This window comes from Acinetobacter sp. GW821-FHT01C12, from assembly GCF_059422625.1.
Genome location: NZ_JBWKXD010000005.1, coordinates 141,942 through 156,845, shown reverse-complemented (window position 1 = coordinate 156,845; position 14,904 = coordinate 141,942). Strand labels below are relative to the sequence as shown.

The 14,904-nt window shown below is 38.3% G+C and carries 15 protein-coding genes; 5 read left to right on the top strand and 10 right to left on the bottom strand.

Going from position 1 to position 14,904, the window contains the following annotated elements; translation table 11 throughout:
• Nucleotides 1-336: 336 nt before the first annotated feature.
• Entirely contained in the window at nucleotides 337-2,325 is a 1,989-nt protein-coding gene (gene tkt / locus AC07WY_RS14000; protein ID WP_494736538.1) for a transketolase, read from the bottom strand.
• A gap of 163 nt (nucleotides 2,326-2,488) precedes the next feature.
• The gene (locus AC07WY_RS13995) at nucleotides 2,489-2,623 is read right to left on the bottom strand and encodes a hypothetical protein (RefSeq protein WP_262086376.1); all 135 of its coding nucleotides are present in this window, start codon (nucleotides 2,621-2,623) and stop codon (nucleotides 2,489-2,491) included.
• 270 nt (nucleotides 2,624-2,893) lie between these two features.
• Between AC07WY_RS13995 and metK the strand changes: the two genes are divergently transcribed.
• A complete protein-coding gene (gene metK / locus AC07WY_RS13990) occupies nucleotides 2,894-4,060 on the top strand; it encodes a methionine adenosyltransferase (RefSeq protein ID WP_494736537.1) in 1,167 nt (388 codons plus the stop codon).
• A gap of 260 nt (nucleotides 4,061-4,320) precedes the next feature.
• Here the strand turns inward: metK and AC07WY_RS13985 are convergent, their stop codons facing one another.
• Nucleotides 4,321-4,572, bottom strand: coding sequence for a hypothetical protein (locus tag AC07WY_RS13985; protein ID WP_004822342.1), 252 nt, complete (start codon nucleotides 4,570-4,572; stop codon nucleotides 4,321-4,323).
• Nucleotides 4,573-4,868: 296 nt separating this feature from the next.
• On the opposite strand from AC07WY_RS13985, the gene AC07WY_RS13980 reads away from it, so the two are divergent.
• Nucleotides 4,869-5,057: a hypothetical protein gene (locus AC07WY_RS13980; RefSeq protein ID WP_016539348.1), complete on the top strand. Its 189-nt coding sequence runs from the start codon at nucleotides 4,869-4,871 to the stop codon at nucleotides 5,055-5,057.
• On the opposite strand, the gene AC07WY_RS13975 is transcribed toward AC07WY_RS13980, so the two are convergent.
• Nucleotides 5,054-5,683 (bottom strand): LysE family transporter, encoded by a 630-nt coding sequence (locus AC07WY_RS13975; RefSeq protein WP_056512737.1) that lies wholly within the window; start codon nucleotides 5,681-5,683, stop codon nucleotides 5,054-5,056. The two genes, AC07WY_RS13980 and AC07WY_RS13975, sit on opposite strands and share 4 nt — an antisense overlap.
• A gap of 144 nt (nucleotides 5,684-5,827) precedes the next feature.
• Nucleotides 5,828-6,397, bottom strand: coding sequence for an FxsA family protein (locus AC07WY_RS13970; RefSeq protein ID WP_034616867.1), 570 nt, complete (start codon nucleotides 6,395-6,397; stop codon nucleotides 5,828-5,830).
• Between the two features lie 311 nt (nucleotides 6,398-6,708).
• Here AC07WY_RS13970 and ruvC point away from each other — a divergent pair, with 311 nt between their 5' ends.
• A complete protein-coding gene (gene ruvC / locus AC07WY_RS13965; RefSeq protein WP_004719459.1) occupies nucleotides 6,709-7,254 on the top strand; it encodes a crossover junction endodeoxyribonuclease RuvC in 546 nt (181 codons plus the stop codon).
• A gap of 130 nt (nucleotides 7,255-7,384) precedes the next feature.
• On the opposite strand, the gene AC07WY_RS13960 is transcribed toward ruvC, so the two are convergent.
• From AC07WY_RS13960 to AC07WY_RS13945, 4 genes are read right to left on the bottom strand one after another with little or no spacing between them, the layout of a single operon-like run.
• On the bottom strand, nucleotides 7,385-7,726 hold the full coding sequence (locus AC07WY_RS13960) for a hypothetical protein (RefSeq protein WP_004719458.1): 342 nt from the start codon (nucleotides 7,724-7,726) through the stop codon (nucleotides 7,385-7,387).
• A complete protein-coding gene (locus AC07WY_RS13955) occupies nucleotides 7,719-8,603 on the bottom strand; it encodes a hypothetical protein (protein WP_494736536.1) in 885 nt (294 codons plus the stop codon). The genes AC07WY_RS13960 and AC07WY_RS13955 overlap by 8 nt, the downstream gene beginning before the upstream one ends.
• 50 nt (nucleotides 8,604-8,653) lie before the next feature.
• Nucleotides 8,654-8,926, bottom strand: coding sequence for an acylphosphatase (locus AC07WY_RS13950; RefSeq protein ID WP_262086380.1), 273 nt, complete (start codon nucleotides 8,924-8,926; stop codon nucleotides 8,654-8,656).
• 7 nt (nucleotides 8,927-8,933) lie between these two features.
• A complete protein-coding gene (locus AC07WY_RS13945) occupies nucleotides 8,934-10,409 on the bottom strand; it encodes an NAD(P)H-hydrate dehydratase (protein ID WP_494736535.1) in 1,476 nt (491 codons plus the stop codon).
• A 46-nt stretch (nucleotides 10,410-10,455) separates the two neighbouring features.
• Between AC07WY_RS13945 and queG the strand changes: the two genes are divergently transcribed.
• Both queG and bioB read left to right on the top strand, forming a co-directional pair.
• Nucleotides 10,456-11,565: a tRNA epoxyqueuosine(34) reductase QueG gene (queG, locus tag AC07WY_RS13940; RefSeq protein WP_494736534.1), complete on the top strand. Its 1,110-nt coding sequence runs from the start codon at nucleotides 10,456-10,458 to the stop codon at nucleotides 11,563-11,565.
• A gap of 290 nt (nucleotides 11,566-11,855) precedes the next feature.
• The gene (gene bioB / locus AC07WY_RS13935) at nucleotides 11,856-12,845 is read left to right on the top strand and encodes a biotin synthase BioB (RefSeq protein ID WP_004719449.1); all 990 of its coding nucleotides are present in this window, start codon (nucleotides 11,856-11,858) and stop codon (nucleotides 12,843-12,845) included.
• Nucleotides 12,846-12,956: 111 nt separating this feature from the next.
• On the opposite strand, the gene AC07WY_RS13930 is transcribed toward bioB, so the two are convergent.
• Nucleotides 12,957-14,849, bottom strand: a complete 1,893-nt coding sequence (locus tag AC07WY_RS13930; protein WP_004822360.1) for a M48 family metalloprotease — start codon at nucleotides 14,847-14,849, stop codon at nucleotides 12,957-12,959.
• Between the last annotated feature and the right edge of the window lie 55 nt (nucleotides 14,850-14,904).

Below are 14,904 nucleotides of genomic sequence, written 5' to 3'. Positions count from 1 at the left end.
ATCACGCTTTCCCTATGCTCACTCTCACTAGGAAGCTCTATATCTTTTACTATTCGTGATGATCATCATAATTTAGTTTCAGCACACCACGTAAAAAACCAGTAAGGAAAATAAACACCGCCTAATCGTTATCGATGATGGTGTTTTTAATCAAAGCACTTTCCACTCAATTAAATAATGCTGATCTATTTTCGATAGCTTAAGGTTAACCTTCATATTTATTAGAAGAAAAATAACTTTAAACACATGTATTCTATTTTTATTTTAAAAAAGTGAATGCAGAGCAATAAAAAACGCCCCTCTCGGGGCGTTTCCATATTTAAAACGATGCAAGAATTAAGCAGTTAATTCTTTTACAGCGCCAACAACAGCTTCAGTGGTAATACCAAAGAATTGGAACAAATCTTTGGCTGGTGCAGACTCACCATAAGTCGACATACCAATAACTTTGCCGTCTAGACCTACAAATTTCCACCAGTAATCTACATGTCCAGCTTCAACTGCAACACGTGCACGGATATTTGATGGTAATACCGCTTCACGATATGCAGCATCTTGCTTCACAAATTCTTCCGCACATGGCATAGACACTACACGTACACCGTCAAGTTGTGCATATGCTTCCATCGCCAATGAAACTTCTGAACCAGTCGCAATAATGATCGCTTTTAATTCGCCTTTTTCTTCAGCCAATACATAACCACCTTTCACAACATTCTCAATCTGAGCTTGAGTACGTGTTTGGAATGGTAAGTTTTGACGAGAGAAAATTAACGCTGTAGGACCTTCGTTACGTGTTAAAGCAGATTTCCAAGAAATAGACGCTTCAACTGTGTCACATGGACGCCATGTATTTAAATTTGGCGTACCGCGTAAAGAAGCAATTTGCTCAACAGGTTGATGCGTTGGACCATCTTCACCTAGACCAATTGAGTCATGAGTATAAACATGGATCACACGTTGTTTCATCAATGCAGACATACGAACTGCATTACGAGCATATTCCATAAACATAAGGAAGGTTGCTACATAAGGAATGAAACCACCATGCAATGCTACACCATTGGCAATTGCAGTCATACCAAACTCACGCACACCATAATGTACGTAGTTACCCGCAGGATCAGACTCAACCCCTTTCGCACCATTCCAAAGTGTAAGGTTTGAACCAGCCAAGTCAGCAGAACCACCTAAAATTTCAGGTAGTAAAGGTGCAAATGCTTGAATCGCATTTTGGCTTGCTTTACGTGTTGCAATGGTTTCACTTTTGGCATTCACTTCAGCAATATAAGCATCCGCTTGTGCCAAAAATTCTGCAGGCAAGTCACCATTCACACGGCGTTTTAACTCAGCCGCTTCTGTTGGGTATTTTGCAGCATAGCTTGCAAAAACGTCATTCCAAGCAGCTTCTGAAGCTGAACCCTTTGCTTTTGCATCCCAAGCGGTATAGACATCAGCAGGAATAACAAACGGCTCTTCTTTCCAACCCAATGCTTCACGAGTTAATGTAATTTCATCATTACCTAGTGGTGCACCGTGGCAATCTTCTTTACCTTGTTTGTTTGGCGAACCTAAACCAATAATCGTTTTACAGATAATCAAAGTTGGTTTCGAGCTTTCTGCACGCGCAGCAACTGTTGCAGCACGAATTGCATCTGCATCATGACCGTCTGCACGAAGTACTTGCCAACCATAAGCTTTAAAGCGCTCTTCTGTATCGTCAGAGAACCAACCTTCTACTTCACCATCAATAGAAATACCGTTGTCATCATAATAAACAACGAGTTTTCCAAGACCTAATGTTCCAGCAAGTGAACATGCTTCATGGGAAATACCTTCCATTAAGCAACCATCACCCAAGAAACAGTAAGTGAAGTGATCTACAACTTGAATATCTTCTTTATTAAATTGTGCCGCTAAAGTTTTCTCAGCAAGTGCAAAACCTACAGCATTGGCAACACCTTGACCAAGTGGACCTGTTGTCGTTTCAATCCCTGGTGCATAACCTAATTCTGGGTGACCAGGAGTTTTAGAATGTAATTGGCGGAATTGTTTAATATCTTCAATAGAAAGATCATAACCAGTTAAATGAAGCAAAGCATATTGCAACATTGAACCATGACCATTTGATAATACAAAACGGTCGCGGTTTGCCCATTGTGGGTTGCTTGGATTATGGTTTAAAAATTCACGCCATACGACATCAGCGATATCTGCCATCCCCATTGGAGCACCTGGATGTCCAGAATTAGCTTTTTGCACAGCATCCATAGCCAATACACGAATTGCGTTAGCTATACGACGTTCATTCAGCGGGGTTGTCATAAATCAGAGTCCAATAAATTAAAATATAGGAAGATGAATAGAAAATTCAAAAACTGGGATGTATTGTCTTAAAAAAAGCGATCAGGGTAAAGACTTAAGTCTATATTTATCCGCTTAGGTTGCAAATTAATTAAAAAATATACCGAATAGTCTTAAATCAACGTTAAAAACGGTCTTTTTTCTTATTCACATCGAACATCTCAACATCAGCAAAACAAATTTGATTATGTTTAAGCGATGCAGTTACATTCGGATATTCTTGCACCATCCGATTCAGTCTAAATTTTGAAAATTTCATGCTGATCATTATTCAATAGAACAAGATCTTGCTAAAGCGTTTCACGCGATAAAAAGTCATGTTAACTTGAATGCAAATCGCTCTGCTGTTGCAAATTTTTCAAGAAACAGGACTCAATCGTAATCTTTTATCAATTTTTCTAATGAGCATATCAATTAAAAACACATGAAAATGAATTTAATTCATGCATTTTAGTCAGGTAATGCTAGTCCTCAGGCTGAAGTCGATGTAACATATTGCGTCTTTATAAATTACTGTGATAGGACTTTCATGCGCGAGTATGCTGTTTTTACTTCGGAATCTGTGAGCGAAGGCCATCCAGATAAAATGGCTGACCAAATCAGTGACGCTATCTTGGATGCAATCTTAAAAGAAGACCCATACGCTAGGGTTGCATGCGAAACATTAGTAAAAACTGGTGCAGTCGTTCTTGCAGGTGAAATTACAACGACTGCAAATGTCGATTTTGAAACTATTGTCCGCAATACCGTAAATGGAATTGGCTATCACCATACCGATTTAGGTTTTGATGGTTCAACTTGTGCTGTGATTAACATGGTGGGTAAACAATCACCTGAAATTGCACAAGGTGTAGACCGTCAGAAACCAGAAGACCAAGGTGCAGGTGACCAAGGTTTAATGTTTGGTTATGCAAGCCGTGAAACTGATGTGTTGATGCCAGCACCGATTTCATATGCGCATCGCTTAATGGAAAAACAAGCTGAATTACGTCGTAACGGCGCACTACCGTGGTTACGCCCAGATGCAAAAAGCCAAGTAACCTTTGCCTACGAAAATGGCAAACCTGTTCGCTTAGATGCAGTTGTTCTTTCAACTCAGCACGATCCTGAAATTTCACAAGCCAATCTTAAAGAAGCTGTGATTGAAGAAATCGTGAAAAAAATCATCCCTGCTGAAATGTTCCATGCGGGTACTAAATTTCACATCAACCCGACAGGGTTATTTGTGATTGGTGGTCCAGTGGGTGACTGTGGTTTAACTGGTCGTAAAATTATTGTCGATACTTACGGTGGTATGGCGCGTCATGGTGGTGGTGCTTTCTCTGGTAAAGACCCATCAAAAGTTGACCGTTCTGCTGCTTATGCAGGCCGTTATGTTGCAAAAAATATTGTTGCGGCAGGTTTAGCGGATAAATGTGAAATTCAAGTGTCTTATGCAATTGGTGTTGCTGAGCCGACTTCGATTTCGATCAACACATTTAATACCAGCAAAGTATCTGATGAATTGATTATCCAGTTGGTTCGTGAGCATTTTGACTTACGTCCATACGGTATCACCCGTATGCTTGACCTGATTCAACCAATGTATAAGCAAACCGCTGCTTATGGTCATTTTGGTCGTGAAGGTTCAGATACTGCATTTACTTGGGAAAAAACAGATAAAGTTGAAGCGCTTAAAGCTTCTGCAAATTTGTAATTCTAGCCTAAGATCTAAATCTAAAAAAGCTCGCAAATGCGAGCTTTTTTATTGAATTAATGTTATCGGGATGAATACCTCAAAATTTTTCCTCCTCTACTCCACTGAATATCTATATGTTAAATATCTTATCGATATTTATAACTTAAAACAGCTCTAATGGTTTGTTTATTTTAATCATTAGCATGATCTAATTTTATTGTTCTTCAAAAAAAATCAAATCTTTATACAATTAAACCCATCATCTACACGTACACGAATTATTGACCATCTGATTTAGCATCTGGCTGTAATACACTCAATAAAGAAACTTGCGCTGGGGTTTCTGTATTGTGATTTTGCAAATAAATATGTCCCACTTTAAACGTTACTGCAGCAATCAAACAAGCAACCAGACAAAACGTCCATAATCCATATGGGCTTTTAATATGTTGAGAGCCACATTTTGGACAAACTTTTTGTGTTGAACTGACAGCTTCATCACAACAAGCACAATGATATTGTAGAATCATATTCAGATCTCCTTTTATGGCGCTATTATTGTTTTTAATTATTACACTACAATTATATCCATATATGTAATGCAAAAAATCTGTTTCTTTTTTTAGTGTACATGATTCGTATCTTTTGACAAGACAAATTTGTTTCAATATATTCTTACATAAATTCAAGAACTTAAATCCACACACTAAAAATAAGTGATTATAAATCAACAGCTATCAAATTGTGGATCATTCATTCAATATTCTGTATTACATTGATTCAAGTTATAATCTGTAAAGTTAAAGATATTGTTGTGGAGATTATTTTGGTACAGCTGATAAAAAAAGGCGGTTTAAGAGAGCGTGCAAATCGCAGTCGTAAATACACGCAATCTGAAAATAATATTAAAACCTTAGATCCACATCGCTATACCACTCAAGATCAAAACGATAGTCGCAATGATCAACAGTCACAACAACAACCCGTAAATCCTCAACAACATCCCGACCACTAAAACATTTTCAAGACATCGACCCAAAGGAAAATGGCAAATAATAAGAAAAAGCTTCCTGAAACAATATCGATATAACTTCCCGATTTTTGATAAATGCGTTTAATTTTAGGAATTGACATGATCATCATCAACAGACTGAAAACTAAAAATGTTTGTATTGGAATAATCACTGCCAACTGCGGTTTTAAATTTGCACCTGCTGTTGAACTTAATGCCAATGAAAAAACACTACTAAAATAAATCACAATCTTAGGATTAGCTAAATTGGTATAAAGGCCCAATAGAAAATAGTTTTTAGGGGGCTGCTCTATCACGCCATCTAAATTGGTATTTTGTTTAAGTGTTGCAATGCCGCCTCTTAACATTGCATAGCCCATTTTGGCAAGGAACAAGCCTCCGATCAGCATCAAGACTTGTTGAATCCATGGCCATTGTTCCAATAAAACCGTAAAACCGAGCAAGGTTAATGCAACCCATACCACCACACCAGCAGAGATGCCTAAAATGATTTTTAAAGTATTGGCACGTGTTGTTGATGCTGAGCTTTTAGCAACAAGTAATACATCTGGACCAGGACTCAACTGTGCAACAAAGTGTAGTGCACAAATGGTCAATAACATCGACATAATAGAATCTTAGAAATTGTGACTCAGTGATTATATCGTTTGATCAAAAATATGTTTAAGAAATTATGCTTGCTTCCGTTGATTTCAGACATAAAAAAGCCGAATCATTGATTCGGCATTCTATTCAATATCGTAAACTGCATTTTATTTTTTATTTACATCTTTCAATTCAATTTGTTTATGCTGCGGTTCAACTTCATGCGCTTCACCATCAATAATGGTTGAGTCACGATATTGCCCACCAGATTGCTGGTTTTGCATATCCTGCATTTGACGCATCAAATCTGCAAATGGGTTTTGACCTTGAGCACCACCCATGTCCCCCATTCCACCCATCATATTGTTCATCATGGCTTGTTGCTTTTTCGCCATATATTTCATACCTGCATTTTTAATTGCATTCTGTACAGGTGGAAGAATAACCAGTAACGCCAAGACATCGGTGATTAAACCTGGAATCATCAACAAAATACCAGCAAATGCTGTCGCCATTTTTTTGGCAATAGCAGGATCATTCCCCATCATTCCTGTCATTTGCATTTGTTGTAATTGCGGCATAATTGTTGCGGTACTTGAACGCAACAAGTTTAAACCAATTACAAAAGCAATGATAAACCAGAAAAATACGTACCAACCGCTAATGAATTGGGCTACACCAATCCATACAGCAATTTCAAGAATCGTACCAATTAAAATAATAGGAAAAAGTTTCATCGAAACAAGGCATCTCAAAGATAAATTAAAAGTGAGCTTGAAAATTCACATATAAAAACAATGAATTTCGTTGCTTCTATCATTTATATGGGCAGTTAAAAATTTTTAAAGGGTAATTTTGTGTTCTGACAGCGATTTTATGTATTTGTGCGATTTATTGACTAAGATTTTATAAATAATGAGCCCTCTAGCGTTGTGCTTAAGGGAAATAATACTGTTGTGTACTTTGATTATACAACTAAGTTAAAATTTTACTTACAATTCATTTTTAGAATCATATAATTGAAGCAAGACTTACGATAAGCAGTATTATGCCTTTAATTATTGGAATTGACCCCGGTTCACGCCTAACAGGTTATGGCATCATTGAAAAAGATGGTCAAAAACTTACTTTTGTTGATGCTGGTACAATTCGCACTGAAACAACAGAAATGCCTGAGCGACTTAAACGAATTTTTGCTGGAGTTGAACGTATTGTTCAGTTTCATGGCCCTACAGAAGCTGCTGTAGAGCAAGTATTTATGGCACAAAACCCTGATTCCGCTTTAAAACTTGGGCAAGCGCGTGGCGCGGCAATTGCAGCGTTGGTCAATTTAGACTTACAAGTTGCAGAATATACGGCCCGTCAAATTAAACAATCTGTTGTAGGCTATGGCGCTGCGGATAAAGAACAAGTTCAGATGATGGTGATGAAGTTACTTAACTTATCAATCCAACCCCAACAAGATGCTGCCGATGCACTCGCTGCAGCAATTTGCCATGCCCATGCTTCTGGCAGTATGAGCAAATTAGCTGTACTGAATGCTTTAGGCGGTATGGCTCGTGGGCGGAGTCGCAATAGTAGTCGTCGACGTTAATTTATATACACCACCAAAACGCCTCGCTCTACCCATGTCAAAGTCCAAGCTATTGCAATCATCAACAAGCTATCGCAATCACCAAGGTGATCTGAAAGGGTTTCTATTTATTGAGATGGTAGAGCCCATCTCAAGTGAGATAAGGCAAAGTATCTTTTCGAATCTCACGAATACTTGGCTGCTTTGTATAGGTTGCAATTAACATTTTTCCAGAAGTTCTTAGATTTTTCTTCTGTTCAGAATCAACACGAATCAATACCAACTCTTCAGGGATACGTGGATTACTCCCTTCTCGACAAATTATAAAGTTTTGATTCCGTTCAAGAATAGTATAATTTGGAAATTCCTTTTGTAACTTCGCTTTGAATGACAAAGACTTATCTTCTTTTTTTCCACTATCGAGTTGGGTATAAATGATCAATACCAAACACGCAGCAAATACAATTCCAACAACTAAATATTTATCAATCATGTAATTTCACTCGAATATACTTCTGCTGTTTTTCATTATACTGATAAACATGGGTTTCATTTATAGGTACAATTTTAGCAATATCACCAACATAGATTTGCTGTGTACCAGAATAGTGTATTTCAATATCGTACAAACCATCATGCTCAGTGTTTAAAAAGCGATAATCAGCTTGTGTATTGTAGATTTTATCACTTCCTGTCACTTCATTGTCATTCCCAATTTCTGCAACTTCCAATTTGACCATTACAGGGTTTTCATCAAATGGGATGATATAGAGCGTGCTCGTTGAATAGCCTTGTCGACTATACGCTTGTTCTTCGACATAACCTTTTATTCGCGGACCAATTTTTCGAATATTTTTAACTATATTTTCAGTCGGATAAGGCAAATAATTAAAATCTGCATTCATCCAACTATTTTCATCCTTACTCTGGCTCACTAACTCAAATTGGCCTAAAGCATTTTTCTTAAATAGGTAGATTTTAGTAAATGTTGCGCATACACCACAAAAGTTTAGTAATTCATTATTTTTATCTATCGAAACTTCTGTTGTACTTATCAGATAGCGCAACTCATTTTGAGCATTTTGATAAGCACTCGCAGGACTAAATACAATCACTGCATCATCAGTATCGAAGACATGGGTATATTCGGCATTTTTAATCCCGACATACTGTATATTGCTCTGATCTAATTGAGGGATTTTGACATATTGGATCTGTTTTTGATAAAAAGATTTCATCACAGTTTTAAAGTCCAAATCTTTTAAAACAATCTTATTCTTATTCATCACAGCGTTTACTGGTTGTGCGACAAGCTCAGTATGAATACCGCACATCAAAATACAGCTGAATAAAATTTTGTTGATCATCATAGGTAATATTGATTTATATCAGTATGTGGTTGCTATTCTAAATGATCACTTTAACGAATCATCTTAAAATCAGTATAGTTTAAATCATGATTCAGGTTTTGTTGTTCAATACTGCTCACATCAGCACGTAAAGGCCCAACATAGCAATGACGAATCAAACTTAAAATCGCTTGTTCATCTCCGACTACAACAGCTTCAACCTCGCCTGTAGTTAGATTTTTCACATAGCCTTTTAAATCCAATTGTAAGGCTTCTTTTTCAAACCAACGACGATAGCCTACAGCTTGAACTTTACCACGAATTAACAATTTTACCGCTTTCATCACATACTCACTCCTGACAATGATTGACCACATAGTACACTGCATCACGCATTTGCTGGGCCTGTAAACCACGCATACCGTTTTTTGCGAGCCTATCACCTGCCAAAGCATGTAAGGTGACAATTTCATGTAAGTGAATATTTTCATCAAATTGTGCTTTTAAACTGGCAATCATTCCTGCAAGAACATCTCCCATCCCACCAGTGCCCATGCCTGCATTCCCCGCAGTACAGATCCATAGATGCTTTTCTAAAATCAAACTTCCAGAACCTTTAAGTACCCATTGTCCTGAATATTTTTGCTGAAGTTTTTGAATTGCAGCAATACGATCATTTTCAATCTCTGCCACTGAGCAATTTAATAATTTAGCAGCCTCACCTGGATGAGGCGTCAGATAAGTTCGTTGATTGAATTGAACAGCTTGTTCAGTTAAAAACCATAAAGCATCAGCATCTAAAACCACTTGTAGCTGTAGGGTTAAATGAATGGGTGAAAACCATTTTGAGAATTGTTGTTTTGCCCAAGCATCACGCCCTAAACCCATTCCAAAACTGACGGCATCCACATGGTTTAATAAATTTTGAATATCCACATCAGTTAAAGCATTGATATCTCTTAGCATGATATTAGGAGAGCGTGCCAGAATTGCAGTGTGATGTTTGGCATGACATACAATCGTGACTTTTCCTGCACCCGCACTAAATGCAGATTCAGCAGCTAACATAACTGCACCGCCCATCTCTGCATGCCCACCGACCACCAAAACATGCCCATAACTGCCTTTATGGCCGAACGCTTGGCGTTGTGGCAATTGAATCTGGGTGGGCGACAACTGTGCGACCGCTTTTAATTGTGGGTCTATTGGAACAATTGAAATGAGCTCAATTTGACCTGCATATTCTCGACCTTGTCCTGTAAACAAGCCCGCTTTCAGACCTAAAACAGTCAATGTGTGATCTGCTTTTACCGCCACAGGTAAAGGTTGCCCTGTATTGGCATTTAAACCGCTCGGAATATCAATGGCTACTTTTAAACCTGATTGGGCATTATAGTGTTGAATAATCGCTTGCAATGCATCATCCAAATCACGGTTTAAGCCAATACCAAACAGTGCATCAATATGACAATCAAAGCGCTTTTGGATATTAAAATGTGGATGGATTTTGAGTTGATCTGTCTGTGCTAACTCAATTGCCGCCTTTAACTGTTGAGAATGCCCTGCTTCAGTTGCAAATATTTCGGCTTGATAACCGAATTGATGCAAATAATGGGCAACACAATAGCCATCACCTGCGTTATTTCCAGCACCGCACCACAGCGCAACAGTGGTAATTGGGGGAGAAGCTTGTTGAAACAAAATATTTAAGCGTTGCGCAATCGACCAAGCCACCTGTTGCATTAAACCAAAAACGCTATTTTGCTGAGCAAACCAACGCGCTTCCCATGCTTGTATTTCACGGCTGTGATAAACTTGCTGATGCATCATTCTGTCCTTTTCTTCTCACTATTTTATAGCGCATTGATTCATTATGTCGGCAACTTTAACTTCGCAATCCATTCCCTTGCAACAGCTTGATCTTCAAGAACTAAAATCTTGGATCAAACAACAGGCTTTGCAACTGGGCTTTGCTGATTGTGTCATTGCTCGTCCTGATGCTCAAGCTGAATTACCACGATTTAAAGAATATTTAAAACGCGGATACCATGGCGATATGAAGTTTTTAGAAGAAAATTTAGAAAAAAGAGCGAATCCTACACTACTGGTTCCAGGCACAAAAAGTATCATCTGTGTACGAATGAATTATTTGGTGGAAACACCAAAACCGCGTTATGTACCAGATGAGCCTAATGCAGCAATTATTGCCCGTTATGCACGTGGACGTGACTATCATAAAATCATGCGTGGTCGGCTAAAAACCTTGGCAACCCTCATTAAAGAAAAAGTTGGTCCGTTTGAATCCCGCCCCTTTGCCGACTCAGCGCCGGTGTTTGAAAAATCATTGGCAGAAAGTGCGGGTATGGGATGGACTGGTAAACATACTTTATTGATTCATAAAAAATCGGGTTCTTTTTTTGTTTTAGGTGAATTATTTACTTCACTTGATTTGCCCTTTGATGAACCAGCAACGCATCATTGTGGTTCATGCTCAGCCTGTATTGATATTTGCCCAACTCAAGCGATTGTTGAGCCGTATATGCTGGATGCGCGCAGATGTATCGCCTATTTAACCATCGAATATAAGGGAATCATTCCTGAAGAGTTAAGACGTGGTATTGGTAACCGTGTTTTTGGCTGTGATGACTGTCAACTGATTTGTCCTTGGAACAGTTTTGCCAAAAAAGCTTCGATTGAAGACTTTAATCCACGTCACGGCTTAGACCATATTAACTTATTAGATTTATGGCAATGGGATGAACAAACCTTCCTCAATTGTACTGAGGGTAGCCCCATCCGACGTACAGGCTTTCAAAGCTTTATGCGCAATATTGCAATTGGCTTAGGTAATGCACCGTATTCAGCCCAAATTATTGCAGCATTGACCCAAAATAGAGCCTTACATGATGAAGTTGTGCAAGTCCATATTGATTGGGCTATTACCGAGCAAAATGCTAAACAACTCCAAATTTCAGCCCATTGATGCCCTTAAATTGTGCCGAGTGATAATTTTCAGATCGTTGCAAAGTTCGTAATTTTTGAATATTTTAATGACCAATACACTGAAGTTAATAAAAATTAAAGTTGAAATTTTGTGAGTAAATCACAAGGAATGTGGTTAACTTTGCAACTATATTTATAATTTTAGTTTTCTATACTCTTGATCTTTTTAATCGTAAGATACCATCGTATTTGGACTTTTTTGCCCTATGGAATTGGCATGAATTATGTATTATATACAGGGATAGATAATGATTATCATGGATTTAATTAATGACAGTACGTAATGACTGGGCTCGTGAAGAAATTCAAGCTTTATATGAACAGCCTTTTTTAGACTTAGTTTTCAAAGCACAGCAAACTCATCGTGAACACTTTGATGCCAATACCATTCAAGTCAGTACTTTACTTTCAATTAAAACTGGTAAGTGCCCTGAAGATTGCAAATATTGTTCGCAATCTGCACGCTATGATTCAAAATTAGAAGCTGAAAAACGTATTGCAGTTGACAAAGTGATCAGTGAAGCAAAAGAAGCCATTGAATCAGGTTCTTCGCGTTTTTGTATGGGTGCAGCATGGCGAAACCCACATGAGCGTGATATGCCTTATGTCCTCGAAATGGTCCGCGAAGTTAAAGCATTAGGTTTAGAAACCTGTATGACACTGGGTATGCTCAACCAATCACAAGCTGAACGTTTACATGCAGCAGGCCTAGATTATTACAATCATAACTTAGATACATCTCGTGAATACTATTCACATATCATCAGCACCCGTACTTTTGATGATCGCTTAGACACCTTGGATCATGTCCGTAATGCGGGGATGAAAGTCTGTAGTGGCGGTATTGTTGGATTGGGTGAAAATCGTAATGATCGTATTGGTTTATTACATGAATTAGCAACCCTGCCTGTTCATCCTGAATCTGTACCAATCAATATGCTCGTTCCAATCGAAGGTACGCCACTTGCAGATGTTGAAAAACTTGATGTCACAGAATGGATTCGCACGATTGCGGTTGCGCGTATTATCATGCCACACAGCTATATCCGCCTCTCTGCTGGCCGTGAATCGCTCACTGACTCAGATCAAGCTTTAGCCTTTATGGCAGGTGCAAACTCGCTATTTAGTGGTGAAAAATTATTAACCACACCAAATGCTGGTGAAGGCAAAGACAAACAATTGTTTAATAAGCTAGGTCTAAAAGCAGAAAAAGCCAAGCCAACCGTGGCTGAGCTTTCTGTCGATGCGATGGCGAGTTAATTCAGCGTTTTTTCTAACACCGCTTGAGATCAAGTGGTGTTAGCATTTCCCAGCTAATTCTTTTTATTATCATTGCAATGATGGCTTTATCTACAACTCACTTTACCCTTGTTAAATAATCATCACACTGTTCTTTTTCTGCATTTGATCTACGATATCGTCTGTGGCAAAGCCAAGTCGCCAATACAGCAATTGCAGTACATCTAATTCATCTTGGGTAATAATTCGATCATTCCACAAACAAATTTCAGCCACACCCAAAATACTGAGGCGATCACGTAATAATAACCCTGCAATATCATTTAAGATTTCACCCAAATCAATAGGTTCATCTGAGATTTCTTCAAACAGTTCTAACTCATCCTTAGACAAAACCCGTTCTAAAATCTCATAACGCACATCAAGCTGATTGGCACTGTTAATTTGCTGTACATGCAGCAAGGCATCAATCAAGCGCACAATTTGTGGTTTAACCGTTTCCAAGGATGACGGTGTATGCATCGGCAACAAATGCAATTCAGCCTTTACACGCTCAATCAGCAATGCATCCAACAAACCAATCTCGCCATCTTCTTGAATAATTTTCGCTAGCTTGGTGACGAATTGACGTGCACTGGTCGCAGGCATATTACCAAGGTTTTCACAGGCATCATGGAAAATTTGAATATGTACCCGACCATCTAAATTTAAAAGTGAGTCAATAATGGCACGACTTACCTCCGCATCAGACGGAATAAACTCGCGATACTGTCGAATCATTAAGATGGCGACCATCACCTCACGAGAACCCGTTGCAGTTTGCATAGCGCGCTGAATCAAGTCAGAACGTTCAATTTGACGGCGTACTTCTGGATTTAAAGGTTTAATCGCATCGTTTAAAGCAAAACTAATAGGAGATAAGCGTAATAAAGGTAAAGGCTGTGGAGATACCCACGGGTTATAAACATCCCCTGTTGATTCTTCCAAAGGACGCAACAAACTAAATAAAGGCTGACTACGTAATTTTTTTAAATTTTCCAGCTGTAGATCCTGTAACAGTGTTGGATTTAACTCATAAATACGGTCTTCAATACTTGGATGGATATTTAACCAACTTTGCGGACTTAAGGAATTGGCAAAACACATATGCGCAATGGCTTCAGAAAACTCACTATGAATTTGAGAACCTGCGTGATGGACATAGATACGCAATAAGGTTTGTACATTGGCATTATTGAGCAATAATTTTTTAGTTTTATAATCGTTATAAAAAGTACGCCCACCCAAAGTGAAATATTTAATCAAACGATTAATTAAAATCCCCATACTGCCGAGTAGCCAAATCACCCCACCCACTGCGACAAAACTGGTTTCAAATTTATGCTGATTTCCCTTGGCGTTATAACGATTAAAGCCCTGCTTTGCGATTTTGCTTCCCAACTGACTAAAGGTAATTAAACCACTATATAAAATTTTAAGTCGGGTATTTTCTCGTGCTTCACCGGATAGAATTTGATTAAACTCATGCCCTAATAAACCATAAAGTTCTAATTCATCCAGATTCTGTAATGCGCCCCAGGTCAAGATAATCACCGTATCTCTTGGATGAAACCCAGCAGTTAAAGCATTAACCCCAACTTCATCTGGCAATACATATAATGTAGGAGCATCAATCTCAAAAGTCTCTGCAAATTTATCTGCGAGTTTTAAGGCCACACTTTCTTCCGGAGTGCTTTCAATTTGACTTAAACGACGGGCTTTTAATTGCTTTGCAAGTGAGTGACCACCTGTACGGAACACATAAAATTCATATGCAATTGACCAACCAATGATGACGATGATCAAACCGACACAGTAAGGGCTGAGGATATTCCACCAGATCTCTTGATCTGGATCCACATAGTGAACCAGCAATCCTAAAACAGTATTTAGAATAAAAATGGTCAAAATGACCGCAAGTAAGCAAATACTTGCAGACCACAACATATTCTTGTTTTTTATCAAATAATGACTGACATCTTTCAATGTAAAATTCCTCATTACATTGCAAAATACTATAAATGAAAAAAGCGGGAACTTC

What these genes read in the sequence shown, in the direction of transcription:
- AC07WY_RS13950 (WP_262086380.1), bottom strand. Translation starts at nt 8,926, where the DNA reads ATGAAAGCGGTAAAATTGTTAATTCGTGGTAAAGTTCAAGCTGTAGGC.
- AC07WY_RS13985 (WP_004822342.1), bottom strand. Translation starts at nt 4,572, where the DNA reads ATGATTCTACAATATCATTGTGCTTGTTGTGATGAAGCTGTCAGTTCA.
- AC07WY_RS13975 (WP_056512737.1), bottom strand. Translation starts at nt 5,683, where the DNA reads ATGTCGATGTTATTGACCATTTGTGCACTACACTTTGTTGCACAGTTG.
- ruvC (WP_004719459.1), top strand. Translation starts at nt 6,709, where the DNA reads ATGCCTTTAATTATTGGAATTGACCCCGGTTCACGCCTAACAGGTTAT.
- AC07WY_RS13970 (WP_034616867.1), bottom strand. Translation starts at nt 6,397, where the DNA reads ATGAAACTTTTTCCTATTATTTTAATTGGTACGATTCTTGAAATTGCT.
- AC07WY_RS13955 (WP_494736536.1), bottom strand. Translation starts at nt 8,603, where the DNA reads ATGATGATCAACAAAATTTTATTCAGCTGTATTTTGATGTGCGGTATT.
- tkt (WP_494736538.1), bottom strand. Translation starts at nt 2,325, where the DNA reads ATGACAACCCCGCTGAATGAACGTCGTATAGCTAACGCAATTCGTGTA.
- AC07WY_RS13945 (WP_494736535.1), bottom strand. Translation starts at nt 10,409, where the DNA reads ATGCATCAGCAAGTTTATCACAGCCGTGAAATACAAGCATGGGAAGCG.
- metK (WP_494736537.1), top strand. Translation starts at nt 2,894, where the DNA reads ATGCGCGAGTATGCTGTTTTTACTTCGGAATCTGTGAGCGAAGGCCAT.
- queG (WP_494736534.1), top strand. Translation starts at nt 10,456, where the DNA reads ATGTCGGCAACTTTAACTTCGCAATCCATTCCCTTGCAACAGCTTGAT.
- bioB (WP_004719449.1), top strand. Translation starts at nt 11,856, where the DNA reads ATGACAGTACGTAATGACTGGGCTCGTGAAGAAATTCAAGCTTTATAT.
- AC07WY_RS13995 (WP_262086376.1), bottom strand. Translation starts at nt 2,623, where the DNA reads ATGAAATTTTCAAAATTTAGACTGAATCGGATGGTGCAAGAATATCCG.
- AC07WY_RS13960 (WP_004719458.1), bottom strand. Translation starts at nt 7,726, where the DNA reads ATGATTGATAAATATTTAGTTGTTGGAATTGTATTTGCTGCGTGTTTG.